The 25,659-nt window shown below is 37.2% G+C and carries 28 protein-coding genes; 15 read left to right on the top strand and 13 right to left on the bottom strand.

Annotated features, from left to right (window positions below; genetic code table 11):
• Positions 1-57: 57 nt before the first annotated feature.
• Positions 58-441 carry a hypothetical protein gene (locus AC2G3J_RS17955; RefSeq protein ID WP_419819669.1) on the top strand — a complete coding sequence of 128 codons (384 nt, stop codon included), beginning with the start codon at positions 58-60 and terminating at the stop codon, positions 439-441.
• Positions 442-494: 53 nt separating this feature from the next.
• Here the strand turns inward: AC2G3J_RS17955 and AC2G3J_RS17960 are convergent, their stop codons facing one another.
• The gene (locus AC2G3J_RS17960; RefSeq protein ID WP_336952238.1) at positions 495-887 is read right to left on the bottom strand and encodes a hypothetical protein; all 393 of its coding nucleotides are present in this window, start codon (positions 885-887) and stop codon (positions 495-497) included.
• Between the two features lie 313 nt (positions 888-1,200).
• Between AC2G3J_RS17960 and AC2G3J_RS17965 the strand changes: the two genes are divergently transcribed.
• On the top strand, positions 1,201-1,914 hold the full coding sequence (locus tag AC2G3J_RS17965) for a hypothetical protein (protein ID WP_336952239.1): 714 nt from the start codon (positions 1,201-1,203) through the stop codon (positions 1,912-1,914).
• A gap of 205 nt (positions 1,915-2,119) precedes the next feature.
• Complete coding sequence (locus tag AC2G3J_RS17970) at positions 2,120-2,773, top strand: hypothetical protein (protein ID WP_483770393.1); 654 nt, start codon at positions 2,120-2,122, stop codon at positions 2,771-2,773.
• A gap of 151 nt (positions 2,774-2,924) precedes the next feature.
• Here the strand turns inward: AC2G3J_RS17970 and AC2G3J_RS17975 are convergent, their stop codons facing one another.
• On the bottom strand, positions 2,925-3,881 hold the full coding sequence (locus AC2G3J_RS17975; RefSeq protein ID WP_483770394.1) for a 2-hydroxyacid dehydrogenase: 957 nt from the start codon (positions 3,879-3,881) through the stop codon (positions 2,925-2,927).
• A gap of 35 nt (positions 3,882-3,916) precedes the next feature.
• The gene (locus AC2G3J_RS17980) at positions 3,917-4,615 is read right to left on the bottom strand and encodes a TetR/AcrR family transcriptional regulator (protein WP_056516975.1); all 699 of its coding nucleotides are present in this window, start codon (positions 4,613-4,615) and stop codon (positions 3,917-3,919) included.
• 82 nt (positions 4,616-4,697) lie between these two features.
• On the opposite strand from AC2G3J_RS17980, the gene AC2G3J_RS17985 reads away from it, so the two are divergent.
• Both AC2G3J_RS17985 and AC2G3J_RS17990 read left to right on the top strand, forming a co-directional pair.
• A complete protein-coding gene (locus AC2G3J_RS17985) occupies positions 4,698-5,801 on the top strand; it encodes a fatty acid desaturase (protein WP_336952242.1) in 1,104 nt (367 codons plus the stop codon).
• Positions 5,802-5,922: 121 nt separating this feature from the next.
• Positions 5,923-6,366, top strand: coding sequence for a hypothetical protein (locus AC2G3J_RS17990; RefSeq protein ID WP_336952243.1), 444 nt, complete (start codon positions 5,923-5,925; stop codon positions 6,364-6,366).
• A 77-nt stretch (positions 6,367-6,443) separates the two neighbouring features.
• Here the strand turns inward: AC2G3J_RS17990 and AC2G3J_RS17995 are convergent, their stop codons facing one another.
• Positions 6,444-7,733, bottom strand: a complete 1,290-nt coding sequence (locus AC2G3J_RS17995) for a hypothetical protein (RefSeq protein WP_483770395.1) — start codon at positions 7,731-7,733, stop codon at positions 6,444-6,446.
• A gap of 89 nt (positions 7,734-7,822) precedes the next feature.
• On the opposite strand from AC2G3J_RS17995, the gene AC2G3J_RS18000 reads away from it, so the two are divergent.
• Complete coding sequence (locus AC2G3J_RS18000) at positions 7,823-8,599, top strand: class I SAM-dependent methyltransferase (protein ID WP_336952246.1); 777 nt, start codon at positions 7,823-7,825, stop codon at positions 8,597-8,599.
• 29 nt (positions 8,600-8,628) lie between these two features.
• A complete protein-coding gene (locus AC2G3J_RS18005; protein WP_336952248.1) occupies positions 8,629-9,186 on the top strand; it encodes a hypothetical protein in 558 nt (185 codons plus the stop codon).
• 81 nt (positions 9,187-9,267) lie between these two features.
• On the opposite strand, the gene AC2G3J_RS18010 is transcribed toward AC2G3J_RS18005, so the two are convergent.
• Both AC2G3J_RS18010 and AC2G3J_RS18015 read right to left on the bottom strand, forming a co-directional pair.
• Positions 9,268-9,675: a protease inhibitor I42 family protein gene (locus tag AC2G3J_RS18010; protein WP_336952249.1), complete on the bottom strand. Its 408-nt coding sequence runs from the start codon at positions 9,673-9,675 to the stop codon at positions 9,268-9,270.
• Between the two features lie 78 nt (positions 9,676-9,753).
• Entirely contained in the window at positions 9,754-10,344 is a 591-nt protein-coding gene (locus AC2G3J_RS18015; protein WP_336952250.1) for a hypothetical protein, read from the bottom strand.
• A 182-nt stretch (positions 10,345-10,526) separates the two neighbouring features.
• Between AC2G3J_RS18015 and AC2G3J_RS18020 the strand changes: the two genes are divergently transcribed.
• Positions 10,527-11,150, top strand: coding sequence for a class I SAM-dependent methyltransferase (locus AC2G3J_RS18020; protein ID WP_336952251.1), 624 nt, complete (start codon positions 10,527-10,529; stop codon positions 11,148-11,150).
• A gap of 450 nt (positions 11,151-11,600) precedes the next feature.
• Here the strand turns inward: AC2G3J_RS18020 and AC2G3J_RS18025 are convergent, their stop codons facing one another.
• On the bottom strand, positions 11,601-12,068 hold the full coding sequence (locus AC2G3J_RS18025; protein WP_336952252.1) for a Holliday junction resolvase-like protein: 468 nt from the start codon (positions 12,066-12,068) through the stop codon (positions 11,601-11,603).
• 129 nt (positions 12,069-12,197) lie between these two features.
• Here AC2G3J_RS18025 and AC2G3J_RS18030 point away from each other — a divergent pair, with 129 nt between their 5' ends.
• The 3 genes from AC2G3J_RS18030 (at position 12,198) to sodC (ending at position 14,892) form a co-directional block, all read left to right on the top strand.
• Complete coding sequence (locus tag AC2G3J_RS18030) at positions 12,198-12,842, top strand: ParA family protein (RefSeq protein ID WP_336952253.1); 645 nt, start codon at positions 12,198-12,200, stop codon at positions 12,840-12,842.
• Positions 12,843-12,942: 100 nt separating this feature from the next.
• Positions 12,943-14,061, top strand: coding sequence for an AI-2E family transporter (locus AC2G3J_RS18035; protein ID WP_336952254.1), 1,119 nt, complete (start codon positions 12,943-12,945; stop codon positions 14,059-14,061).
• 276 nt (positions 14,062-14,337) lie between these two features.
• Positions 14,338-14,892, top strand: a complete 555-nt coding sequence (gene sodC / locus AC2G3J_RS18040) for a superoxide dismutase [Cu-Zn] SodC (protein WP_336952255.1) — start codon at positions 14,338-14,340, stop codon at positions 14,890-14,892.
• A gap of 45 nt (positions 14,893-14,937) precedes the next feature.
• Here sodC and AC2G3J_RS18045 read toward each other — a convergent pair whose 3' ends face one another.
• Positions 14,938-16,161 carry a DUF2252 family protein gene (locus AC2G3J_RS18045; protein WP_336952256.1) on the bottom strand — a complete coding sequence of 408 codons (1,224 nt, stop codon included), beginning with the start codon at positions 16,159-16,161 and terminating at the stop codon, positions 14,938-14,940.
• 183 nt (positions 16,162-16,344) lie between these two features.
• Here AC2G3J_RS18045 and yccS point away from each other — a divergent pair, with 183 nt between their 5' ends.
• From yccS to AC2G3J_RS18060, 3 genes are all read left to right on the top strand, one after another.
• Positions 16,345-18,495, top strand: a complete 2,151-nt coding sequence (gene yccS, locus AC2G3J_RS18050; protein WP_483770396.1) for a YccS family putative transporter — start codon at positions 16,345-16,347, stop codon at positions 18,493-18,495.
• 30 nt (positions 18,496-18,525) lie between these two features.
• Positions 18,526-19,080, top strand: coding sequence for a hypothetical protein (locus AC2G3J_RS18055; RefSeq protein WP_483770397.1), 555 nt, complete (start codon positions 18,526-18,528; stop codon positions 19,078-19,080).
• A 165-nt stretch (positions 19,081-19,245) separates the two neighbouring features.
• The gene (locus AC2G3J_RS18060) at positions 19,246-19,533 is read left to right on the top strand and encodes a DUF3817 domain-containing protein (protein WP_336952259.1); all 288 of its coding nucleotides are present in this window, start codon (positions 19,246-19,248) and stop codon (positions 19,531-19,533) included.
• 62 nt (positions 19,534-19,595) lie between these two features.
• Here the strand turns inward: AC2G3J_RS18060 and craA are convergent, their stop codons facing one another.
• Positions 19,596-20,837, bottom strand: a complete 1,242-nt coding sequence (gene craA / locus AC2G3J_RS18065) for a chloramphenicol efflux MFS transporter CraA (protein ID WP_483770398.1) — start codon at positions 20,835-20,837, stop codon at positions 19,596-19,598.
• A gap of 347 nt (positions 20,838-21,184) precedes the next feature.
• On the opposite strand from craA, the gene AC2G3J_RS18070 reads away from it, so the two are divergent.
• Complete coding sequence (locus AC2G3J_RS18070) at positions 21,185-21,577, top strand: hypothetical protein (protein WP_336952262.1); 393 nt, start codon at positions 21,185-21,187, stop codon at positions 21,575-21,577.
• A 34-nt stretch (positions 21,578-21,611) separates the two neighbouring features.
• On the opposite strand, the gene AC2G3J_RS18075 is transcribed toward AC2G3J_RS18070, so the two are convergent.
• The 4 genes from AC2G3J_RS18075 to AC2G3J_RS18090 form a co-directional block, all read right to left on the bottom strand.
• On the bottom strand, positions 21,612-22,493 hold the full coding sequence (locus tag AC2G3J_RS18075; protein WP_336952584.1) for a pirin family protein: 882 nt from the start codon (positions 22,491-22,493) through the stop codon (positions 21,612-21,614).
• 31 nt (positions 22,494-22,524) lie between these two features.
• Positions 22,525-23,289 (bottom strand): nucleotidyltransferase domain-containing protein, encoded by a 765-nt coding sequence (locus AC2G3J_RS18080; RefSeq protein ID WP_419819678.1) that lies wholly within the window; start codon positions 23,287-23,289, stop codon positions 22,525-22,527.
• Between the two features lie 770 nt (positions 23,290-24,059).
• Positions 24,060-25,157 (bottom strand): D-alanine--D-alanine ligase, encoded by a 1,098-nt coding sequence (gene ddlA, locus AC2G3J_RS18085; protein ID WP_483770399.1) that lies wholly within the window; start codon positions 25,155-25,157, stop codon positions 24,060-24,062.
• 57 nt (positions 25,158-25,214) lie between these two features.
• Entirely contained in the window at positions 25,215-25,586 is a 372-nt protein-coding gene (locus AC2G3J_RS18090) for a hypothetical protein (RefSeq protein ID WP_004818679.1), read from the bottom strand.
• Positions 25,587-25,659 lie beyond the last annotated feature (73 nt).

A 25,659-nucleotide genomic window follows, 5' to 3' on the forward strand; every position in this document is an offset into this window, starting at 1 on the left:
ATTCCCAATACATTGTATAGACTCAATTGATCAAGTTAAGTTTAAGATCAAAAGCATATGAATTCTAAAATATTATTATCTATACCTTTAATAGTGATCACTCTCACCGCCTGCTCAACCACACTCACCAATCCAAACGCTCCAACTGTTTTAGAACAACATAAAAATATCTCTGCTGAACCAAGCACAAAACATAACCTTGCCAAACTCATCAAACAAACAGACAACTGTGTCATCGAATTTACTGGCAACTTTGAAACGGGTAAAGCCACAGAACATTGGATTTTTAAAGGTGATCAGCTCATCTCTGCATTTTCAAATGTAGATGCTGAAGTCGAAAATAAACAAACTGTTTTTGACCCAAAAGATGCTGAAAAGCAAAAAAACTTCAACTCACTTAAAAATAACTTTAAAATATCAAATCTTGAAAAATGTAATTAATCTCAGTACTTCGCTTTAATACTTCGTTGAAGCTAAAAGGGCTAAATACAAAGTTATTTCGCTCTTTTAGCCACATAATTCACAGGATATATCCAAATGAGAACGCCAATCAATCCAATCACAGCAAAAATGAAACTATTTGGAAGGTAATTAGCAAACCAATAATAAATTGGATTTAATCCCAATTTAAACGAATTCATCATTGTGTATAGCATTGCAATTATTAGCACATGGGGCAAAATCAAATGCCCAATAAATAGCTGATATTTCTTAAAATATTTTGCAAAATAAAAGCTTGGAATCAAGTAAATTAAAAATACCGCGCCCATAATGCCCCAACCCATTATTTGATGGCTGGAAGACAGTTCATCGCCACAACCACAGGCAAAACTCGGTTTTAAACTCAATATAAAGGTGAGAAATATCAGGATTATTATATTTTTCATTATGATGATTAAATCAACAATTTAACCCAAAGCTTATGTCGTTTTTGTTTTAATAACAAGCTGGAAATTATTACAGAAAATTCTTTTATCATCATTCTCACATTCTTATAAGCATCAGAATTTAAAAAATAAAAATTGCAAAGACTCCCAAACACGTTTAGTCGTAACATTCATTCACAATTCTTACACTATTGTTAAAACTCTGTAGATAAGCTGTTGCTGTTTTATCTCAAAGACTATTTTTATACATATTTCACATTATTATAGGCAACACTCAAACTTGAACTCATTCAGGTACAGGATAAAACTAATTATGAAAATGCTTAAAACAACAGTGATCGCCACAGCACTTCTTGCCAGCTCTCCTCTTTTTGCCAATACAGATGTAAGTGCAAATGCTTCTGCTGAAGTCGGAACCAATGGAGGCATTCTAAGCAACATTGGTCAAGGTATCCATAACACTGCAGATAAAGTTGGTAATGGAATTGAAAAAGGTGTTGATAAAACCCGTGATGTGTCTAAAGACGCTTGGGATGGCACTAAGAATACTGCTGCTAAAGTAGGTACAGGAATTGAAAAAGGTGTCGATAAGACCCGTGATGTTTCTAAAGAGGCATGGGATGGCACTAAAAATGTTGCTGATAAAGTCGGGACAGGTGTAGAAAAAGGTGTCGATAAGACCCGTGATGTTTCTAAAGATGCATGGGACGGCACTAAACATGCTGCTGATAAAGTTGGAACGGGTGTGGAAACAGGCATAGACAAAGGTAAAGTTGCAACGAAAGGTGCGTGGGAGAATACCAAAAAACTAAGTTCTGAAGCTGGGCATAACACCAAAGAAGCAGCGGTTAAAGTAAAAGACAAAACCAAATCAGCAACAAGTAAAACTTGGCAGAAAACCAAAGATCTAGTTAAACCTAAACCAGCAAATACAGGTGCAAAAGTAAATTCACAAACCCATGTAAAAACACCAGTAGGTAGCGCTAAAGTCGCCGTATCTACAGACGCTAAGGTTGCTACAAAATAATTTAAACTTAATGCCCATTTAGAAAAGCTCACTCAGGTGAGCTTTTCTTATACATCAGCCAGTAATATGCTATGCAATGTATACATATGTTTTCTTGCTGTAGGATTCTTCTTTCAATTTTACTTTTTATCTAAATAAAACAGTATGATAACCCCAATCTACACTGAGCGAATCGCTACAATCATCATAAAGGGATCAAAACATCATGAAGATGATCAAAAGTCTATGTGTGATCACTGCAATACTTGCAACACCATCACTCTATGCGCAAACCAATACTCAAAATCAAACCCAGCCATATGGTGATAATCCAAATATTTTTAAAGTATTGGCACATAAGACCGGTGAAGCTGTACAGAATACCGCTGAAAAAGTAGGTGATGCGACCGAAAAAGGAATTCAAAAAATTAAACCGTCTTTGGATGAAACCATTGAAAATACCAAAAAATATACCACTGAAAAAACCACCGAGGCTCGTGATAGTACCCGCCAAGGCATCGATACTGCGGTAAAAAAGGTTGAGCAAACCAAAGATCGAGTAATGGGTAAAACCAGTTTAAATGTACCGATTGAACAAGGCAGTTTAAGTCAGTCTTCGACCACACCCAATACGACGAATACTGTAACTGCTGCAACTACAGCAAACGTTCAAAATACGCCGATCACCACACAACCTGTTCAACCCGCAGTTCAAAATCAATTACCCAACAATGGGCAAGAAGAACCTGAAATTAAAAAACAGTCATTACCAATCGAGAAGCAAAAGCGTGATGTCAACACCAATACCACAGGTTTAAAAGATACCAAATCAACCAATACGCAAAGTTCAACAGATGATGAGGTTGGTGTACCAAGATAATCAGTTAAACACACTTAATTCTTAGCACGCCACACCTTGCGCTACCTATGCTCAAGGTGATAGCAGTAAAACGAATATCGCTATTTAATAATGTTTTTAACTCTACCTTTTAATCGCACCTTTTTTTAATTGTGCTTTTAAATTAGGGCCTTTATTCATTCACTTGACGAATCACTTTACCCTGCTTAAATGCTTCAACATTTTCAAGCATTTGATTCACAATACGTTGACGTGCATCTACACTGCCCCACGCACTATGCGGTGTGATAATCAGGTTTGGAATATCTTCTGCTAGTAATACATTTCCGTGTGTCGGCGGTTCGACAGAAAGTACATCAGTTGCCGCACCTGCAATTTTGCCTTGTCTTAATGCATCGGCCAAAGCCTGTTCATTAACGATACCACCGCGGGCACAATTGATTAAAAATGCAGATTTTTTCATTTTATCAAATGCTTGGCTATCAATTAAATCACGTGTTTCATCTGTTAGAGGACAATGCAGAGAAAGAAAATCGACTTGCGCAAGCAATTCGGCAAAAGGTATTCGATCCTTATGCGTTGGTCGATTGGGTAATGATGCGACCAAAATTTTCATCCCAAAAGCTTCTGCCAACTTGGCAACCGCTTGACCCAGCTCACCATAACCAATGATGCCAAGAGTTTTCCCAGATAATTCAACAATTGGAAAATCCAGTAAGCAGAAAATTGGCGATTTGTTCCATTCGCCTTGTTTAACTGCATGCTCATATTTGAGTAAAGATGTCGCTAATGCCAACATTAACGTCAGTGTATGCTGTGCAACTGCAGATGTGCCATAGCCCTGACAATTACACACGACAATACCTTTTGATCGTGCAAAATCTAAATCAATATTGTTGGTCCCCGTGGCCGAAATCAAAATTAATTTTAAATTTTTACATTGCTCCATCGCATCAGCATTCACAATCACTTTGTTGCTGATCACCACGTCTACATGTTGAATGCGTGCTAGAACTTGCTCTGCTGTGGTCGATGGATAAAGTATTAAGTCATCAAAAGCTGCTTTTAGCTGACTAAAATCCAAATCCTGTTTATCTAAAGATTCATAATCTAAAAATACAGCTTTCATTGCTTTTCCTTAATGATAGAGAGCCAGTTTTACGCTTATGAAGCAGATGCTTCTGGAAAACCAAAAGAATTATTCTTTAAAGCCAGTAAGTATGCATTGGTCATACGGTAGGCCTCTTGAATAATGGCTTCAGAAATATAGCTTTCGTTGTAATAACCATGCTTCATACAAGTAAAAACCAATTCCATTAAAATCGTCAATGTATCTGGCTCTTGAGGTACATATTCATCCACTTTAATCATTTCCAGTGCTTTTCGTACGCCATGACTGACTTTTTTTAATTCTATTTGGTATTCCAGATAAGCTTGGCGGGTAAAAGGTCCACTTAAAATCAACAAGCTTGCTGTTTCAGATTCATTAAAATATTTGGCTGTGGTACGAATCATACTTTCTGAGAGTAACTGCCCGTATACTTCTATCGGTGCATTTGGATTTTCCGTCAACACTCGAACAGCCGCCTGTCCGAGTTGTTTAACTAAATCGTTTAAATGCGTCAGTGCAATGTGACGAAAAATATCGTATTTCGTCGGAAAGAATTGATAAATACTGGTCCGTGGAACGCCAGATGCATTGGCAATCTCGGGAATCGAAATCTTTTCAATTCCAATGGATAACAGTAACTCTTGCGTGGTTGCCAGCATCTTATCCATTCTTTTTTGGGAACGTTCTTGTTTTGGTTGACTCACCTTTTTCGTCATTTTTTTTAAAACTGACGTTGACGTTATTTTAATCATCAGATAATCTCTCATAAAAACCAACAAATGTTGGTTTTAAAAACTTCCTTGTAGTACTACAAAAATATAGAGGAAACCGGAGATGAATTTACCCCTTTCCGATGTACAAATGTCCATACAAAGCAAAACTAAACTTTTTGCTGATCCAGAAGATGAACAACGTAGCCACCGAATTCGCAAAGCAATTTTGGAAGCTGGAAATCAATTACGCGAACGTCATCCTTGGCTGGTTCAGCACCAAGACCAAATTGGCCTAGCCATCCTTGCAACAGCTGTAACAGGGATTATTTTCAATATAACACAATACACTCGTGGGAAAATGCCTTGGTACGTGGCAATTCCGCTTTCTGCATTTTGGATGTCGCTCTTACATGAACTAGAGCATGATCTTATTCACCAAATGTATTACCGTAAAAACAAAAAAATCAATGATGCCATGTTGGCAGCCGTTTACGCCTTTCGCCCTAGTACCGTGAACCCGTGGATACGTCGCGAGGTACATTTACATCACCACAAATCATCGGGTACTAAAACAGATTTAGAAGAACGCGGTATTAACAATGGTGATCAATGGGGCTTAAAACGTTTGCTGATGACTGGTGACAATATGTTGGCGATCTATTTACGCCCCATCACCATGATGAAAACCACCAAGCGTTTTATTCATGCGCAAAAGCATTTATCCCAAGCCGCTAAACTCAAATTAAAAGCAAAACTTTCTGCGAGTTATGCACCCTTTGGACATATTCATTATGCCTTATGGCATGGTTTCTTATTGATCAATGCTGCCAAATTGGCAATGAAAGCCGCGGGCATAGCGCAACCTAAAAATAGCGTATGGAGACTTGCAGACAAAACCACAAAGTTTTATGCCGTTAGCATTGCAGCACCAAATTTCTTACGCACCTTAAGTCTGCATTTTACCAGTTCCAATATGCATTATTATGGCGATGTTGAAGATGGCAATATCGTTCAGCAGTGTCAGGTCTGGACAGATTGGCGGATGAAACCTTTACAGGCCTTTTGTTTTAACTTTGCTGGTACACATGCGATTCACCATTTTGTTGTACGTGATCCATTTTATATTCGTCAAGCCATTGCCCAAGACTGCTATCCAGTGATGCAAGCAAATGGGGTCCGTTTTAATGACTTTGGGACGTTTAAACGAGCGAATCGTAGGTTCTAAACTTGATAACTGATATCTTCGTCTTATTCGTTGATAAAAACCTTTGGCATGGATCTTTTATATTTTAAAACACCTGATTACGCCTTATAGTGAATTAAACAATCAAAAAAAAGATCTTACAATGAATTGGACAGCTTATCTGTCACTTATGCTCGCTCTGCTTTGTTTTGGCTTATATTCACCAGTCTATGCAAAAGCATATGTTTTACAGTCGATGAATAATGTGGACGAAGCTGGGTTTAGAAGTTCTGAGGGAAATGAATTTAAACTGATTAAATTAAATCGGGGTTGTCGTATTCAAGCTCGATATTATTTGGAAATGGAAAATCGTGTGTTTAATTATACCTTCCTTCATCAACCATCCATGAAGCAAAAACTGCTCCATGCCACGCAAAAAACCTTCCGTTATCATTATAAAAACGGTGAAGAAGGTTCTCTGGCAGCAGTGACTGATATTTATCAACATTCCAGCGAAGTCTATAAAGTCAGTGACTTAGAGGTTCAAAATGAATTTAAAAAATATAGTGCGTTATTTCCAACCACCTATTTAAGGCAATGTAACTAAAGCTGTATCTGTCTATTTAATTGGCTCAAATGTGAAATCGTTAGACACCAAATGGTGTTCCATCTCAACCGCTGACTTTAAGCAACCTTAAAGTGGCAAAACTCATTTAAGCTTTCATCATCAAAACTCACCAAACCTTGAATATCGCAACTCATATAAAAGTTTTTATAGGTCAACACATAAAAGTCAGTGGTTTTTTTAATCACAATGGGATTCATATCCAAAGACAAAGCTTCATCTTGCTTAAATAATTTGGTCACACGGCGATCATTCATACAAATCAAATAGGTCTGCTTTTTGATTTCTACCTGTGCCAAACCATTGTTTTCAACATGTAATGGAATGATATATTTCCCATTCACATCAATTACTTGTTGATCATAGCTTTCTAGCTTTTGTGTGATCACGTTAAATACTAAAATATTGCCAAAACTGTCTTGTAGCTGAGTTTTATCTTCAAAAGCAAAATTGACTTGAATACCCAGTTTCTGCAAATCTTGCTCATCCACTCGCTTATTGGTCAATAAAATACGCGTAATGGTCTGCTTTAAACTGGCATCAAAGAAAGTACTATCCAGTTGAATATCTGTACCTTTTAGAATTTTACCCAAAGCTTCGTTATGTGTCCCCAATAAGTGAGCAATCACACTTCGATAATAAAATTTGCTGTTTTTCTTTACTTCACGAATCTGCTTATAAAAATAAGTTTGATCGTATTCACGTTCAATAAAATCATGCAGTAACGCAGAGTTGGCTAAAACTGCAATCGCATCATGACCAGTATACGGTAAATGTAACGTATGCAATTGAGGGATCAATGGCTTAATTTTTAAATAATGTTCTTTATCATTTTCAAAATAAGGGTCATAAACAATGATGTATTCACAGTCGGCAACGATATCTTGTGCCTGAATACGCATATCCGCATTTAATTCAGCATCATAGAAATCTGTATAACGCTTGTCCTCAACCTCTAAAGGGTCGATAGAATATTGCGGAACCATGGCAACAACACGATTCATTTTTAAAGCTTTGGCATATTTGATTGGCGCATAGCCACCCATCGAACCGCCATAACCCACGATATTTTTAAATTGTTTTAAAATGGGATCTAGGTGCTCTAACAATGCCACCATGCTTGAAGCAGGAAACCAAGACTTCTGTTTTGGCATAATCCCGACCACAGCATAGTTATATTTCATCAAAGACTTTTCAGCATTGATGGAAAGTCCTTTGGCTCTAGAAATCAAGTCACCAAATGACAGAACTAAAGTGTCAGAATCGCCTTGTAAATAGATTGCTCTAATATGATCATCTTCAAAAATTATTTGCTTATCCATTCGCACACCGAGCATTAGCTCTATCATTGGCTGAAATTAAATAAATAGGCACTTGCCTATTGATTGCATCAAGTGTCATATTTTATAGAGTCTAGTCAGATAAAAAAGCGCAAAATATGACACATTCCTTACATCCTGCTGCTCAAAAAGGCTTCAGTACTGCTGCAGAACTTTATCAACAAGTCAGACCCAATTACCCACAAGATGTGGTCAAATGGTTAAAAGAAGATTTAGCCCTTGGCTCAGATTCAAGTGTTGTTGACTTAGGCGCAGGTACTGGAAAATTTCTCCCTTACCTCAAACAAGCAACGACCAATATTATTGCTGTCGAGCCCGTCACAGAAATGTTGGAACAATTGAAAATAGTACATCCTGATGTGCAAACGCTTCAAGCAAAGAGTGATCAAATTCCGTTAAAATCTGAAAGTATTGATGCTGTTTTGTGCGCGCAGTCATTTCACTGGTTTGCCAATATTGAAACTTTGAATGAAATTCACCATATTTTAAAACAGAATGGTCATCTTGGTTTGGTCTGGAACCAGCGTGATGAGACGATAGACTGGGTTAAAGCATTGGCAGATTTGCTCGCAACAATCGAAGATGACACGCCACGTTACCATAGTGGCCAGTGGAAATTGGTGTTTGAAAATCAATTTTTATTCCAACTTGAAACAGCCAAAGTCTTTTCACAAGTACAAACTGGAACCGTAGAAAATGTAGTGAGCAAGCGATTATTATCCACCAGTTTTATTGCTGCGATGTCTAAACAAGAACAACTCAAGCTAAAACACAAATTCGAACATATTGTCTTGGAATATACGGGTAAACATGCGCAAGATGAAATAGACTTCCCTTACGTTACCTATGTTTATAACTTTAGGAAACTGCGCTAATCGAAACGCTTTAATGAGGAATGTTTATCATGAATTTAATACTTCGCCCTTTACTCCTTTCAGGTTTACTCACATCAGTCGTTTTCATGGCAGCATGTTCTCCTAAAGATAGCCCACAGCAGAATAATTCATCTGAACCCAAAGATGCCTCTCAAGAGATCATGGATCAATTGAAAACCAAACCGATTAAAACCTTTCCAAGTACACCAGACGATGCTCACGATATTGCATTGCTTGAAGAATATGATCAAAAATTTACTGAAAATAATAATGCTTTAGAAGCTGATCTTAAAAAACGTGCTTCTGATGGAAGCCTTACTGAAGAAATAGATCGTCAGCTTAAACGTGATGGTATTGAATCTGCACTGAATATGCTCAAAGAGCTGGATCTAAAAACCGAACAAGGACGCTATATTCAAGGGTTACGCTATCAATATTGGGAAAATCAAGCCAAAGTCTATGATGAGAAAAAGCAATCTGCAGATGGGGAACTGAAAAATCCAAGTGATGCAGTCAAAGGTATGGGAGAAATGTTAAGTGCTGATGAGCAACTTGATCATTGGAAACAATTGACCGATAAAAGATAAAAAAACAAATGCTTTAATCTGCTCTTGTGCGCTAACAGATCGCACAAAAGCAGAAACGCTGATCAAGATTAAAACTCAATGCTAAGAAACTCGAATGCGACAACGCCATTGTTGATCAGGTTGTTTTGAAGACTCCCATGAACGAATATGCACCAATTCAATATAGTCTTGTCCTGGTTTTTCAGCTTTAAACCGGAAAGTTTTTGTTCCACCTACACCCACTGCCCCCTCTTCACTGTCATTTTGCAAATAGGTTTCTTCTGTTTTAAAAATTTTAAGTGGTTGTAATAACTGCCATTGATAACCTGTGCTAGGATTTTCAGGTGCATTGAAAACAAGTACCTCACCTACTTTCATATCCATCAAAGTTGGGCACTTTTGTTTCAATGTATACTCATGTGTTTTACCTTCCACTGTAGGACTTGAACTTTGACAAGCGACTAAGCCCAAACTGCAAAACAACAAAGTAAAACCCACTAAACCTTTCATTTATCACACTCTTTATGATCAAATTGGCTAAAATTATAGCAAACCTTATCATCTTCTCTGATGTGGCTCAATTTGAATTTAGATATTTTGCTTTTCCAACCACTGAATAGAATTTACACGAATCAGTTTACACGCCCCATCCCCCACACCATTCCAATCTAAAGCAGATTTCCACACCAAATCTTTATCATTCACTTGGACCAAATCGCCTGTTAAGCGAACGAGATCCCCGCGCTTTACCTGTTTGATTTGCTGAGCAATTTTAGGATTAGCCGGGATAATATGCATGTTACTGACCAATTGAGTTGCTAATTGAGCTGGAATGGGTGGTCGAGCCATTTTCCAATTTAAGAAACGGTCATATTGATTGATTGAAATCTGGCGGGCAATTTCAGGTTCAGTAAATAAACCACGAGTTACCGCATAATCAATTGGAGAAAATTTTGCTTGCTCATCATCTTTATATTCTTTTGAACCGAGAATCCGAAACTCCCCATGAAAGGGTTCTAAAACAGAAATTTTCTGATGTTGATCTATTGGCGCCAAACCATTGGCAATATTAAATGCTGGGTTACTTGTTGAAACTTTAGAGGAATCAGTAGATTGAAAAGCATATACCTGAAAAGTACTCAGTGCCATCAACGCTGCACAGATTAACTTTTTACTCATAATATGCTCCTCAAACCACAGTTAAAATTGTACAAAATCTATAATCCTAGTATTAATATAAAAACTTAAAATAAAAATCGAGTTTCGGTAACAAAATACAGAGATTTCGTCCTATTTTTGTCTTATATTCAAAGTATGCTTTGGTTAGAATTTAGCTTATCCCCATCTAATTGCATAAAATTATGATTTATAGATTTTACCAACAACGTATCTTCCCGCATTTACTCAATCAAGTGATGCAAACACCCAGCATGATGGATGGACGTGCAGAATTACTTGGAAAAGTTCGAGGTGAAGTCTTAGAAATCGGTTTTGGCACAGGTTTAAACCTGCCATTTTACCAAGAGGTTGATCAAGTTTATGCACTTGAACCAAACCGCGATGTATACCAACTTGCTCAGAAACGGGTATTTGATGCACCCTTTCATGTACAACATATTCAAGCCAGTGCCGAAAAGTTACCTTTTGCAGATAATTCAGTCGAGAATATCGTCAGTACATGGACTATGTGCAGTATTGCCAATTTAGATAAAGCCATTCAAGAAATTCATCGGGTTTTAAAACCTCAAGGTACACTACATCTAATTGAACATGTTCAATATCATGACAATAGCACCCTAAAAAAATTGCAAGATATTTTAACCCCTATACAAAAGATTATTGCCGATGGTTGCCACTTAAACCGTAATATTGAACTTGAACTTTTAAATGCCAATTTTAAGTTTTCTGAAAAATATTATTTTGATGCTGAAGATCTGCCAAAAATTGGACGGCGTATGTTTATGGCCAGAGCACACAAGCTCTAAGCTTTCGTGGTTTAATAGAATAGATAAATTTAATAGAAAATTTGAGATAGTCAAACCACCTCATTATTCAGATAAGTGATTTTCATCAAGTTATTGATCATCAATGAAGCTTATGTTTTTGTATGAACTTTTAAAGGTTTTTAGCAATGAATAAGTTTTTGTATTTTTGAATCCTAGATAGTTATCCTACCTCCCCTACTGGGACGACAGAGATGTCACCGTTGAGCGGGGTTACAGGACATACACCTCGCCCATTGAACAAAAACAAAGCACGGTTTTTTAGCGCAAGGTTTGGTATCCCTTACGAAAAGTGAGGCATCACCTACGCCAAGATACTTTAACTTTGATTGTAAAGTATGGCATTGCAAGCCTTTTTATAATCAAATAATTTATTTTTTCCATACAATTGCTTTAATCCAAAAGCTGCACACTCAATTACACTTTTATCCTCTAATCTTGAAAATCAATCCGAATCGTTTCAAAGCGTACTCGCCCATCATGAATTGCTTGAGCAATCGCTTGCTGTCCTTTAGTCAAACGTGCCCCACCACTCTTAATATCAATCAACACCACTTCAATATCCTCTGCCAAACCTTCACCATCTCGAAAATCGGTATAACCATCAAACACGACATAATCAATAGGATCACCTAAGAACTTGGCATCACTGGGTAAATAACGAAACTCAGGCATGATTGGTGCAAGTTGTTCCGCCATTTTGCCTTTCAGCACAGCACGACTGGTATTTACACTACGCTTTTGCGCGCTTGCTAAAGCCTGCTGATGCTCTAACTCCAACTCAGCAATATACTGTTCGTACTCTGCTTTTATTTTGCCATTACGCGTACTTGATAACACGATTGTGGTTAAAACGATGCCAATACACGCACCAATTAACATCGCCATCCAGATGGACATGCTTTTTCCTTTAACTCGATATCTTGCACAATGTAAACAACTACTAAAGTTTTGTCATGTATAACCTATATGCTAAAAATTAATGCTAAAGTAAGGTGAAGGTTAGCTTACAGACTTAATTGATCAATCATGAAAACAATACTTGTTGCAAATTTAAAAGGCGGTTGTGGGAAAACAATTACAGCAATAACATTAGCGACAGCGCTTGCACAAAAAGGCTATAAAGTGGCCTTGGCTGATGCAGATGGACAAAAATCTGCACTGCAATGGTTAAAGCAACGCCCTAACACTGCAGCAACAATTCAAAGTCTGGATTGGCGTCATGAAAAATCAATTGGTGATGCACCTAAAAACCTAGATTATTTAGTGATTGATGCACCAGGTGCCTTAACTGGTGAACATGCAGAACAACTGATTAGTGAGTGCCATGCTGTAGTCACTCCGCTACAACCTTCTTTTTTTGATATCGACAGTACTCGACGTTTCCTTAAACACATCCAAGACATTAAAAAAATTCGTAAAGGCAAAGTTTCTGTATATCTGGTTGCCAACCGAATGAAAGCCAACAGCTCTAGCTCGAAAGATATTCAGCAATTCTTTGATAAAATCGAACAAAAACCTGTTGCATGGATATCCGAACGTACTGCCTATAGCCAATTGGCGATGCAAGGTTTAAACGTTTTTGATAAAACCCAAAAGAACTTTTTAACCATTCAAGAACAATGGCAACCCTTACTTGATGCTTTAATAGACGATCCAAGCGATTGGTTCTAAAACCAATTCAATAAAGATCAGATAAAGTAGGGTTAAAATTTGCCACACTTTATTTTTCAGTTAATATTGAGTCAATCACTCACAATTTTTAGAGTAATTCGTGCAAGATTTCACTTCGAACTTACAACGTATCTTATTGTTTGGATTATTGTTTATCCTTATTTTTCTAGGTTACGATATTCTCAAATACTTCATTGTACCTGTGTTATGGGCCTGTATTATTGCCTATATGACTTGGCCAATGTACAAACGCATCTTAAGAATGTTTGGTTCGAATCGACCTACCCTCAGTGCATCACTCATGATTACGCTGGTGGTTTTGGTGGTTGGAATTCCACTGACTTTTGCCATTTTTATTTTACAACATGAAGGACGAAATCTTTATTTCGACCTCCAACGCCAATTATCTTCAGGTCATTTGACTGTTCCAGACTTTATCCGTGAACTCCCCATCATCGGCAAAGAAGTTAGCCGTACTGTACGTGAAATTAATGCTGATCCTACCAGCCTTTCACAAACCATTGGTCTTTGGATTCAAGGCCATATGAACTATGGTAAATTCGTCTTGAACGAAATTACCAAAAATCTGGTTAAGCTAGGTTTTGCAATCATGTCTTTATTCTTCTTCTACCGAGATGGTCAAACCATTTTGGAGCAAGTCAGTAAAGCCTTACAAATGTTAATTGGTCCACGTATTCACCATTATCTTGATACCATTTCTGAGACGACTCGGGCTGTGGTTTATGGTGTTGGTTTAACTGCCGTTGCTCAAGCATTTCTTGCTGGTGTGAGTTATTTTGTTGCAGGTGTACCCAATCCAATGGTCCTTACCATTGTGACGTTCTTGATGGCACTGATTCCATTCGGCCCTCCTGTTGCTTATGGTGCAGTTTCATTATGGCTTTTCTCACAAGGTCAAACCATGGAAGCAATTGGTGTAATGGCTTGGGGTGTTTGTATTGTCAGTACTGCTGATAATGTGATTCGACCTTTGGTTATTTCAGGTGCAACCAAGATTCCGTTCTTGTTGATCATGTTTGGTGTACTTGGTGGATTAGCAAGTTTTGGACTGGTTGGACTGTTTATTGGCCCTGTCATTCTTGCAATTCTCTTGGCAATTTGGCGTGAGTGGTTACATGAAACTACTGAATCAGAGAGCCTCATGCCTGATGCAACAATGGCTTATGACATTGATGAGGATAAACCCACCAAATCCTAAGCTGAATGCCAGCAAGTAAACGTTAAAATGCAATAGTTATAACCACTATATTCGCCAATAAGCATGAGTTGGCGAATATATCTTGTATAGCTATCTTTAATATCGCAGATATACTACGTAATGATTTTCTTCATTTATTTTAATCAACATAATCAATACCAATCAAAATCTCTGTTAAATAAATTCATACAATCAGACATTTAATTCACATTGTTTATCCTGTTGGGCTTTGCTTGAATAGTTACTAATCATAATCAAATACTTTGGATGCGTTCAATGACATCTACTTTTTTTAAAACTTCTATACTTTGTACATGTATCACCCTATTTACAGCAGCATGTAGTACAACAACGGTTAACCCTAAGCTTAAAACACCATTACAAACAGTAGATATTCATGCTGTATCTGCACAAGGCATTGGTTCAAAAATTGGTACAGTGAGCTTGCAAGACTCTCCAAATGGTTTAACAATCAACACTCAACTTAGCCACTTACCTTCGGGTTATCATGGTTTTCATATTCATGAAAAAGGTTCATGTGCACCTGCTGAAAAGGATGGAAAAATGGGCGCTGCTTTAGCTGCGGGTGGGCATTTCAATCCTCAAAAAACTGGTCATGGCACCCCGAATGATGGACATATGGGGGATTTACCTGTACTGAATGTAGATTCCAATGGAAATGCAAAAACAACCTTAATTGCGCCACGTTTAAAATTGGCAGATATTCAAGGCTTAGCCATCATGATTCATGCAGGCGGGGATAACTATTCAGATCATCCAAAACCCCTTGGTGGTGGTGGAGATCGTATAGCATGTGGTGTGATTCAATAATTTGATCATAAATTGTGGATAAGTCTGCTCTTATCCACATCTTTTTTATTTCAGATGTGAAAGCGCATAACGACGGCAATGTTCCAAATAACCAGCCTCATGTACACTCATCAATTCAACAATACTCCGCCATAGCCAAAATGGTGCCTCGATGGTTTTTGATTGATTGCGTTTTAACTCTTTTATCCAAGCATTGCGTACTGGATCATCCATCTGTCGAGCATGTGCACGACCAACCACAAAAGCCAAATAGAAAGCCAAGTCTTTGGCTTCAACTTCATTGACCCCTTCTATTTCGAGTTTTAAATCTTGTGGCAATAACTCTCGAATAAAAATCGAAGTATCTAAAAACTTACTTGCTCGCATCCGCTCCCCTAAAAATGGTGATAAGTGTCTTGCACCTTCAACAATTCTTGCTGCATTGTCTTTTGGCATCGGTGTATTTGAATAACGTGGTGCAAGTGCTGTTGTGGCTTCTTTCAGATCCATTAAACATAGGCCTTTCCCATCTCTGACAATATGATTGGATGAATCCATCAGTACTATATAGCGCAATAGGCCTAAAGAACTGCACCCTTTAACCCAATATGCTGAATCGATGACTTTCAATTGAGCGGATTGATCACGCTGGCCAATCATTGTGACCAAGTCCTGAATATCAGGCTGATTAAAAACACTGTGGATTTCGAGATGTTCTTTTTTCAATAGGGGCCAAAATCGTTTCCCCAAGATGATTTCTGGCTTTAAAGCTTCTAAACGCTCTCTTGCTAAATTTTTCCAGGTTCGCTTCAGTGCTTTCTGCATTGCACTATGCACAAGGACAGGTCGCTGTAATTTACCAATCCCCTGACCATTGTGTGCTAAGGCATAAACATAACCCGCGTAAAGCGCTTCAATCATCTGTGCGGTAACGACCCCAGGTAAATCAGAGCTACGTACAGCCGTCGCTAAGGATAGTCCTAAGCGGATAACATCATTGGCTGGATTACCAATCACGGTTTGATCTAAATCACGAATCTCAATATCAATTTTACCCTCTGCATTGGCTACAGGACCCAAATTACCGGTATGGCAGTCCCCACAAATCCAAATCGCTGGTCCTTGTGGTATCGAACTTATTTCCGCTTGCTTTAACCAATCATAATATTTGGCAGTATTGCCTCGTACATAGGCATGGATGGAACCTGCCATTTTTAAATTACGACGTTCTGTTAATTCAGCATTGCGGTAACGCGGTTGTTTTATTTCAGTGTTTTGCTTTCTTGGCATTTTTACTATTTTAAGTACTTGATCACTTATTCTGAGTTTTTTTAAGCGTTTAAGTAAGGGCTCAACTGTATATAAAATGTTGAATATTACCGTTTCTTTTTTACATTTCTACATGCAATAAATCATATCGCCTTATCAGAAACGAGTAAAATATTGAAACGTCCAAGCCACTGAATAGACACTGTGAATAGCTATCAGCAAATCTTTCAAAATATAAAATCAAATTCGACTTTGATTTATTGCATACAGATTTTGATTGTTTTAACTGGAACAACGCTTGGCCTGTATTTTCTAGGTTATGATCAACTTATTGTACCGATTACACTTGGCGCAATTGCAACAGCACTCACTGATTTTGATGACCGACTCAGTATTCGGTTAAGAAATCTAGGCTTGGTCTGTGTGCTGTTTTTTACTGTCAGCAGTATTTTAGATTTTTTACATTCCTATAAGCTTTTATTTTTAATTTACTTGCCGCTTTCCAGTGGGGCTTTTATCTTAATGGGTGCCTTAGGGCAACGCTATGCCACCATTTCATTTGGTACTGTGCTCTTGTCAATTTATACCATGTTTGGCTTAGGTGAATATTCTGAGTGGTATCAACAACCCAGTTATTTTGTCATGGGTACATTATGGTATGGCTTGACCTCTATTATTTTCTACTTGCTAAAACCGACACAGGCTGTACAAGACAACCTCTCTAATAGTTTCAATCTTCTTTCCGAGCTTTTGACATCAAAAGCAAAACTATTTGATCCTGATAATGTCGACAATATTGAACAGCTTTTATTTGACCTATCTTTGCAAAACAGCCAGTTGGTGCAAAACTTAAATTTAACCAAAGCCTCATTACTCACCCGATTAAAAGCCTCTCGTGCAAATAAAAACACCATCTACTGGCTCAACTTATATTTTTTGGCCCAAGATATTCATGAGCAAGTTACTTCCAATTATTTGCACTATGAAAAGATCCAACAGAACTTTAGCCGCACAGATTTAATTTATCGCATTCAAAAAAATGTCCGCTTACAAGCGCGCAATTGCCAACAACTTGCTGAGGCAATTTTAAAGCGTCAAATCTTTCAAACGCATCCTGACAATAGTATTGCTTTAGCACATTTAGAAAACTCAATGCTGGAATGGATTCAACAAAATCCACATAATTTAGAAGTAAAAAACTTACTGTTGGTGTTAAAAAATCTCAAAAATGTGCAAGATCAATTTATTAATCTGAGTATTGAACAAAGTAATTATCAGCAAAGTTATAGCCACCATCGAGATAATCTAAATTTATTGGATGATGATATCCATGATCTACCAGACCTTTGGCTCAAGATTAAACAACATTTAACCCCAAATTCTGCATTGTTTCGCCATGCGGTGCGAATCTCATTTGTGTTTGCTGTCGGGTACACAATTTCCTTACTACCCTTTGCAAAAAATGGCTATTGGATTCTACTCACGAGTTTATTTGTCTGCCAGATCAGTTATTTTGCCACCAAAAGTCGTTTAAAACTGCGCACTTTAGGAACTGTATTAGGCGTACTTTTAGGTATTCCCATTTTATATTTTATACCTAGTATAGAAGGACAGTTACTTCTCACTATTATTTTTGGGGTATCCTTTTTCTACTTACGTTCAAAAAAATATGCCATGGCGACTTTAATGGCAACCCTAATGGTTTTGTTGATCTTTAATTTAAAAGGTGCAGGCTATACCATTATTTTACCACGTATTATCGATACTATTTTGGGATGTGTAATCGCATGGTTTGCGGTCAGTTTTATTTGGCCAGACTGGAACTTCCGTGATATTTCCAACAATATTCGTAAAAGCAGCAAAGCAACATTAGACTATTTCGATGCGGTTGTTGAGCAATATCAACAAGGCCGAACCAATAGTATTGATTATCGTAAAGCACGCCGAGCTGCACATAATGCACAGATTGAATTATCCACGATGATTTCCAGTTTAAGTGCTGAACCCAATCCAAATCAGGATTTAATTCACAATGCATTTAGATATTTGGTCTATAGCCATAGCCAGCTCAGTTATGTTTCTGCTTTAGGCAGTCATCGTGAACATGTGCATGATCAGCAGATTTTAGATTTGATGTTGTGGTGTAAAGACACGTTAAATGATGTTTTGCTTAACCAATCCGCTGTAAATGAAGCATTAATTGAAACAAAGCTCACTGAGATTCAGAACATCAATGATCAAGAAAATTTATCAGATAATTTACTTTTGGTGCTTAAACAAATCAGTTTATTATTGGAAACCTTACCTGAGTTGTTAAAACTAAAAACAACTTTACTTCGATTAGAAATTAAATAGCAAGAATCACAAAATATTTTGAGACATCACATGAAATTTAAAATTTTCCTAACGTTTTTATTCTCTGGATTAGCTATCGGTGCTATGCCCAATGCTTTTGCAGATTCTCAATTTAATCAAGACTTACAGCAATTTTTAGAGTGTAAAAAGACACTGAAAAATTATTATGACATAGGTTTTGACTTTGAGGATGATTTGAAAAAGAATGGCTGGATCAAACAAGGTGAAGAATATAGCTATGTCAGTAAAGTCCCCATTACGGTATTCGGTCAATCTACAGATCAAATTAGCTTAGTTTCTGGTGGGATGCTGGCTGTTTTAAAAAATGCGAACACCCAAGTTCTCGCGAAAAAGTTTCAAATTTCTCAAAACCCTTTCTTTAAAGATATGCCTTATTTCTCAGGAGAGAAAATTGTAAAAACAGATCTTGAGACCAAAGAAATGGAAAAATCTTTGCGTAAACTGACTATAGCTGAATCTAATCCAGTTGTAGATGAAGGTGAACATAAGACCTATATCGGTTGTGTTTATATCACTGAATTTGAACAGCAACGGCAGGATGTAGCAATCAAAGCATTACAATAATTTATCCTGAATATCGGAGCAAACTTTAGGGTCTGGAGACTAAAATATTATTCTCCAGAATGATCATCAATTCATTTAAATGAATCAATTTTATTTACTCATTTTTTAAAATAGTTTAGATAATTCGGTTAGACTCAAGCTTCATTCTCATTTGATTAAGTGACCATGAATATCAAATCTTTACGTATTGTTGGTTTTCTCGAAGGCATCTCCTTTCTCCTTCTTCTCTTTATTGCTATGCCTTTAAAATATATTTGGGATACACCAATCTATGTAAAATATATTGGCATGGGGCATGGTGTGCTATTTCTTGCTTTTTTGGCAGTTTTATTGATGGTCTGTGGAAAACAGAAGTGGTCTATTAAGATATTTATTTTAGGTTTGATTGCTTCAATTTTACCTTTTGGACCTTTTGTTTTTGATCATAAATTAAAAGCATTACAACAGCCTTAGCCTGTTTTATTTATGAAGCAAAGCTCCCTCTCCTTTTATAGGAGAGGGAAACTCAAGTGAGCTTAAAATTCACCATTTGCTTTACGTTGCAGCATAATTTTTTTCACTATTCTACGTGGAATAGTGAACCACAAAGTAATTAAAGCAAAGCATGACAACGCATAAGCCCAGAGATGGAACTGTTCATACAGAATTCGAATCAGTTCAATTACAAAAAAGAAAGTGAACATCATCAACACTGAAACAGCAGCAGCGACAGTCCCTTTAGAAACTTCGGATGACATTAACGCAAAACGATAAAGCACTGAAAAACTAATTCCTTCACCAAAACTGACTAAGGTCATCCCTAAAATAACGCAATAAAGAAAATATTCGCGCCAAATTATTCCTGCCACAACAATTAAGGTACCTAACAGCATCAAAGGTAAGCCAATCAAAACTGTTTTACCTAGCGGCAAACGATCAATCACTTTAATCAGTGCAATATTGCCAAGAATCAATCCACCCAATACAGGAAATTGTGCCAGTCCATATTGCATACTACTGAGTCCCAGTTCTTCAACCAACATCACAGGAGATAACGCAATCCATAGCATTAAAGGCATCGCCACCATCGGCAAACCGAGGGTCAGGCCCATGAAAGTCTTGTTTTTTAGGACTTGCATATAATCATCCCAAATATAACTCAAAGGCTTTTTGGGATTACTGGTAGTACGTGATGGCATTTTGGCTTTTAGACCAAACCAACTGAGAAAAGCTAAAAAAGCAATCGCAATAAATCCCCAATGCCATGACACATGATCAATCAGGAAAGCACCAATGACTGGGCCAATCAAAGGGGCAAGCAAAGAAATATTTGCCATCAGTGCCATGACTTTAATGGCATCACGCTCTTCAAAAGTTTCTTGAATCGCAGCATAACCTACCGCTGCGATCACAGATAAACCAAAACCTTGCAAGAATCTTAAAACAAGAAAACTTTCAATATTGTGGGTAAACAGAATTAATAAACAGGTGATAACAAAAAATGCAACACCTGACAATAAAACTTTCTTACGTCCTAAACGGTCAGACAAAGGTCCGAGTATCCCTGCGACGCATGCCCCGCCGAGGAGATAAAATGACATAGATGATGGTGCCCATGCACTACTCACACCAAATTCCTTGGTAATTGCGAGCATCGCAGGTTGGACCAAATCATTACCGATATAAACTGAAAATTCAAATAACACCAACGCCAATGGAAACATAAGCGTAGCGCGACTCAAACTTGCAGTTTGTTGTTTTTGCACTAAATTTTGCATTGTTTTCTACATATCATTATCGGCTTGCATCGCTCACACTACTTTTTTTAAAGATAAGTGTACGCCCAATGACAAGCACTGAAATATAAATATTAAATTGTGGAATTTACGTTGAATAAAGGCAGTTCAACACCGTATTCACAAGGTGTCTAATTCAATAGGTAAAGTAATTGCTGAAACTATATTTGTGAGATTTTTTAACTTGACCCGATCTATAAGAAAGCTCATAGAAGTACACACAGGGTAAAGTTTGGGTAGTCTAACACAGACAAATTTTCAGGGGAAGTTGAACATTTATTATTCTTCAGCTACTCTAAATACTGGTTAAGCTGATATAAATAATTTAAATGAAAAATAAAAATCCTGTATCACTGATCATTATTGGTCTGATTTTATTGTTGATTAGTGGAGGACTTTATTTTATAAGTTCTGCACCAAATATTAGCGCTGAAGATCAGGCTCGATGTGAACAATTGGTTCAAAAGAAATATGCGGAAGATTCGAGCTCAGTGATTGAAAGCTGTAAAACAGATACAGGCTTTGTGGCCTTGATGGATGTTCAGGCCAATGGTACTGGGTCGGCTGAAGATACGGCAAAGGCAATTAGTTCAGCCAACCATAAAGAATTGGGTTTTGGTATATTTGGCAAGTTCTTGATGGGATTATGCGTAGGTGTCGGGATTGCGATGCTAATCAAAGGCTTGATTGCGCTCAAAAACAAACAACAATCGATAAATTAGCTATCAAAGCAAATTATAATTCACATAGTTTGCTTTATTCATCATGTAGCACTTTTGATTTGATAAATGTGCCACGTTTAATATCATCATATGCTTCAAGAATTTCAGCGTAGCTATTCATCACAAAAGGGCCATGACCGTTGATGGGTTCTTGAAGTGGTTTGCCTGTCAGCAGCAGCAATTTACACTGTTGCAATGCCGTAATTTCTAAGTCTTGTTCTAAGCTCGACATGACGGCAAGCCCTTGCTCTTCAAAAATCTCATCTTCAGCTTGAAACAATGCCTTGCCGGTTCGTAAATAAACCAGTGTGGTTTCCCCTGCGCCAGCAGGCAATCTCACCTTATGCCCTGCTTGGATTTCAATATCTAAAACATGAAGTGGCGAATGCGTTTTTGCTGGCCCTTGTTGTCCTTGATAATGCCCAGCAATCACCCGTACTGTTCCAGCACTATTCGGAAGTTCAATCACTGGAATATTTGCTTTTCGTAAACTCTGATAACGTGGTGGGTTCATTTTATCTTTAGCTGGTAAATTCACCCACAGTTGCACCATTTCAAAATAGCCACCCGTTTTTGAAAATACCTCACTAAAGACCTCTTTGTGTTCTACACCGGAAGCTGCGGTCATCCATTGCACATCACCCGTTGAAACAATACCACCACCACCCGATGAATCACGGTGTTCTAATTCACCAGCAAAAATCAGGGTAACCGTTTCAAAACCACGATGAGGATGCTCACTCACCCCTTTGCGTAAATTGGTCGGTTTTAAAACACCAGGTCCTAAATGATCCAGTAACAGAAAGGGAGAAACCGTATTGCCTAATTCATAGTGCGAAAATACAGAAAGTACAGGATAAAAATCTCCTATCGCAAATCGGGTGTCATTACGATGAATAAAGGCAAGGGTTTTCATAGTGTCACTATTCTCTGATTGAGTAAAAGCATTAGCCATAAAAATGTTGTTTTAAATTAAAGCTATATTCGGTGAGATATTGCTTTAATTTTTCAATATCATTAGTAGGTTCAATCGTTCTTAGATTAAGGGCTTCAATTTTATCTTCTAACAGTTTTAAGATCTGTGCTTGTTCAGCGACAGGTAATTGTGCTTTTTCTTTTTGCTGTTTTTTGATTTCTAAATAATCTTCTGCCCAATGACGTAATGGATCATGGGAGTCGATTTGATCAAACAATTGCGTAATCTGGAGTTCAGGCATAATTTGCTGTGTTGCCAACTCTGCTGACATCAGACCACGAATAGAATAAAACACTTTTTTATAGGTAAAGTTATCTGCAGTTTGCATGACATGCATACCACCTTTAGCCAGCGACAAGTAATGATAATACAGAGCTTTATAGTCTATTCGTTCAAGTAAGCCATCTCTAAAAATTTCCCATTCAGGAAATTGATTGAAATAGACAATATGTGCACGTACCCACTCTAAAACAGTCGGATTACTTTTTGCCAAAAGTCCAAACATTTTATTTAAGTCGAATGAAACGAAATCAAAGTCGCCATCCATGATCTCGATTAAATCACGGTGTTGGCGATAATCGTAATATTGTGCCTTGGAGGGTAGATGAAAACCACGCACATCGTAATCACTGTCTGGACTTGCCATGCCCCATAAACGACTACCGCTTTCGATATAAAACAGTGGATGTTCATCTCGGTTTTGGAATAAGTTTTGAATTTCTTGTTGGATGTTCATTGTGTTCACATTTTGGGTAAATCTATAGGTTTTATAACATCAATTTCAGTGCTTTTTAAATTTTCTTTGAATTCAAGATCGACTCCCCTTTATTTTTAATTTAAAAGTTTTATCAATAATCGCTTTAATTCATCATGATACTTACCAGCATAATTTGCTTTATGTTGGATATATAGCCAAGCCTCCTAATTATTCATACAAGTGATTTACATCAAGCCATTGATCATAAATAAAGCTTATTTTTTGTATGAACTTTTAGAAACTGTTGGTTATCAATTCATTTTTTGTACTTTTAAACCCTAGATGATTGTCCTACCGTGGGGCGACATGGATGTCGCCGTTGGGCGGGGGTAACTGGACGTACCCCTCGCCCAACATGAGCAAAAACAAAGCAGGGCTTTGTTTGCAGCGCAAGGTTTGGTATCACCTACGAAAAGTGAGGCATCGCCTATGCAATGGTATTTAAACTTTGAATATAGGGTGTGGCATTGCAAGCTTTTTTATAATCAAACAATTGATTTTTACATGTGATTGATTTAATTAAAAATATCAATCAAGAGAAGTTATATTCTTGTGTATGAGTTTTTTGACAGATTGACTATCATTCAACTTCTTGTATCAGTCAAAAATGCGAAGGATCAAAACCATTACCTACAATTAAAATATTCATTTATTGTGATTTGCCAAATAAAAAACGTACCAAATCTGATACGTTTTTATCCAGCATTTCTATCTATTTTCAATAAGAAATATAAAATAGCCAAAGATAATTATCCTTTAGCTACAAATTTTGAATTTCTTAATACATTTTCATGACGCTCTAATGCTAATTCTATGAGTTGAGTAATTAATTCAGAATAAGTGATTCCACTTACCTCCCAAAGCTTTGGATACATACTGTTATTAGTAAAGCCAGGTAAAGTATTTACTTCATTTAGTAAAACATCGCCATGCTCAGTCAAGAAAAAATCGACACGTGCAAGTCCCAAACAACCTAAAACTTTAAAAGCTTTAATCGAAATCTCACGAATCTTATTACTTTCCTCTTCTGAAATTGAAGCAGGAATCACCACTTCAGAAGATTGATTATCTATATATTTTGCTTCATAAGAATAAAAACTAGACTTTACAACCACTTCACCACAAACACTGGCTTTGGGATTGTAATTACCCAAAACACCGCATTCAATTTCACGACCTTTAATAAACTTTTCAATCAATACTTTGCTGTCATATTGAAATGCGATTTCTAAAGCAACAATAAACTCTTGTTCGTTTTCAACTTTACTGACACCCACTGAAGAACCTTGATTCGCAGGTTTCACAAAGACTGGAAGTCCTAAAGTATTTTGAACCTCATGGAAACTCACTGCGTCTGGCTGGTAAGCATGAACAGTTAAAAATGGTGCAACCGCAATCCCAGATCCTTGTAACAAACGCTTGGTGACATCTTTATCCATACAAATTGCAGAACTTAAAACATCTGAACCAACAAAAGGTAGATCTAAAATTTTAAGCATGCCTTGTAATGCACCATCCTCGCCTAAAGTCCCATGAATGATAGGAAAAATAACATCTATGGGTGGTAATCCTTGCGCATTTTCAATTTCAAAGATTTGAGATTGTTTTGACTGCAAATAATCTTCATGTTCACGAGGGGCTAGAGAAATTAATTTAGGATCGTGGCCATATTCTAAATAATGAGTAACATCCAAAATACGCCAAGCACCATCTTGGTCTATTCCAATCAAACTAAGATCAAACTTTTGCAGATCTATTGCATCCACGATATTTTGTGCTGATTGTAGTGACACACGATGTTCTGATGATTTTCCACCAAAAATTATTCCAACTCTAGTTTTTGCCATTTTTGTTTGTACCCTGATTTTAATCTTCCAAATCTTTAAATCCCGATAAATAATTGATCAAGGACATTTTGCCTTTTGGAAGGTCTTGGTGTTCTTACCACGATAACACTGATATTCCTTCTGCATATCTATACGTTTCCACTGACCATCAATATTTTTAAAGCTATATACGCTACGAATAGAACGTACTGAATCATCCATCAAACCCGTTTCAGTCAACTTCACTTCTGCAACAGTAGGTGATTCCACACTATTAAAATATTGGCGCAACTCAACAGTCGCGAGATCCTTACGTAAATCAGGACGTTCATTTAAAACCTGACTTAATGGGGTCTCTGAACCACCCACTTTATTCATTAAATTTTGTGTTGTTGCACAGCCAGATAAAGTCACTAAACAAAATACTGAAATTAAACTCAAACGATTCATTCTGATCACCCTAAAACTAAAAGCATAGCCTAATGATGCTATGCTTTTTAAACGTACACTATTTAAAAACTGT

It is taken from the genome of Acinetobacter legionensis (genome assembly GCF_057165765.1).

Bases quoted from the DNA above. Each gene is read 5' to 3' on its own strand.
- AC2G3J_RS17955 (WP_419819669.1), top strand. From the start codon at position 58: ATGAATTCTAAAATATTATTATCTATACCTTTAATAGTGATCACTCTC.
- AC2G3J_RS17960 (WP_336952238.1), bottom strand. From the start codon at position 887: ATGAAAAATATAATAATCCTGATATTTCTCACCTTTATATTGAGTTTA.
- AC2G3J_RS17965 (WP_336952239.1), top strand. From the start codon at position 1,201: ATGAAAATGCTTAAAACAACAGTGATCGCCACAGCACTTCTTGCCAGC.
- AC2G3J_RS17970 (WP_483770393.1), top strand. From the start codon at position 2,120: ATGAAGATGATCAAAAGTCTATGTGTGATCACTGCAATACTTGCAACA.
- AC2G3J_RS17975 (WP_483770394.1), bottom strand. From the start codon at position 3,881: ATGAAAGCTGTATTTTTAGATTATGAATCTTTAGATAAACAGGATTTG.
- AC2G3J_RS17980 (WP_056516975.1), bottom strand. From the start codon at position 4,615: ATGATTAAAATAACGTCAACGTCAGTTTTAAAAAAAATGACGAAAAAG.
- AC2G3J_RS17985 (WP_336952242.1), top strand. From the start codon at position 4,698: ATGAATTTACCCCTTTCCGATGTACAAATGTCCATACAAAGCAAAACT.
- AC2G3J_RS17990 (WP_336952243.1), top strand. From the start codon at position 5,923: ATGAATTGGACAGCTTATCTGTCACTTATGCTCGCTCTGCTTTGTTTT.
- AC2G3J_RS17995 (WP_483770395.1), bottom strand. From the start codon at position 7,733: ATGATAGAGCTAATGCTCGGTGTGCGAATGGATAAGCAAATAATTTTT.
- AC2G3J_RS18000 (WP_336952246.1), top strand. From the start codon at position 7,823: ATGACACATTCCTTACATCCTGCTGCTCAAAAAGGCTTCAGTACTGCT.
- AC2G3J_RS18005 (WP_336952248.1), top strand. From the start codon at position 8,629: ATGAATTTAATACTTCGCCCTTTACTCCTTTCAGGTTTACTCACATCA.
- AC2G3J_RS18010 (WP_336952249.1), bottom strand. From the start codon at position 9,675: ATGAAAGGTTTAGTGGGTTTTACTTTGTTGTTTTGCAGTTTGGGCTTA.
- AC2G3J_RS18015 (WP_336952250.1), bottom strand. From the start codon at position 10,344: ATGAGTAAAAAGTTAATCTGTGCAGCGTTGATGGCACTGAGTACTTTT.
- AC2G3J_RS18020 (WP_336952251.1), top strand. From the start codon at position 10,527: ATGATTTATAGATTTTACCAACAACGTATCTTCCCGCATTTACTCAAT.
- AC2G3J_RS18025 (WP_336952252.1), bottom strand. From the start codon at position 12,068: ATGTCCATCTGGATGGCGATGTTAATTGGTGCGTGTATTGGCATCGTT.
- AC2G3J_RS18030 (WP_336952253.1), top strand. From the start codon at position 12,198: ATGAAAACAATACTTGTTGCAAATTTAAAAGGCGGTTGTGGGAAAACA.
- sodC (WP_336952255.1), top strand. From the start codon at position 14,338: ATGACATCTACTTTTTTTAAAACTTCTATACTTTGTACATGTATCACC.
- AC2G3J_RS18045 (WP_336952256.1), bottom strand. From the start codon at position 16,161: ATGCCAAGAAAGCAAAACACTGAAATAAAACAACCGCGTTACCGCAAT.
- AC2G3J_RS18055 (WP_483770397.1), top strand. From the start codon at position 18,526: ATGAAATTTAAAATTTTCCTAACGTTTTTATTCTCTGGATTAGCTATC.
- AC2G3J_RS18060 (WP_336952259.1), top strand. From the start codon at position 19,246: ATGAATATCAAATCTTTACGTATTGTTGGTTTTCTCGAAGGCATCTCC.
- craA (WP_483770398.1), bottom strand. From the start codon at position 20,837: ATGCAAAATTTAGTGCAAAAACAACAAACTGCAAGTTTGAGTCGCGCT.
- AC2G3J_RS18070 (WP_336952262.1), top strand. From the start codon at position 21,185: ATGAAAAATAAAAATCCTGTATCACTGATCATTATTGGTCTGATTTTA.
- AC2G3J_RS18075 (WP_336952584.1), bottom strand. From the start codon at position 22,493: ATGAAAACCCTTGCCTTTATTCATCGTAATGACACCCGATTTGCGATA.
- AC2G3J_RS18080 (WP_419819678.1), bottom strand. From the start codon at position 23,289: ATGAACATCCAACAAGAAATTCAAAACTTATTCCAAAACCGAGATGAA.
- ddlA (WP_483770399.1), bottom strand. From the start codon at position 25,157: ATGGCAAAAACTAGAGTTGGAATAATTTTTGGTGGAAAATCATCAGAA.
- AC2G3J_RS18090 (WP_004818679.1), bottom strand. From the start codon at position 25,586: ATGAATCGTTTGAGTTTAATTTCAGTATTTTGTTTAGTGACTTTATCT.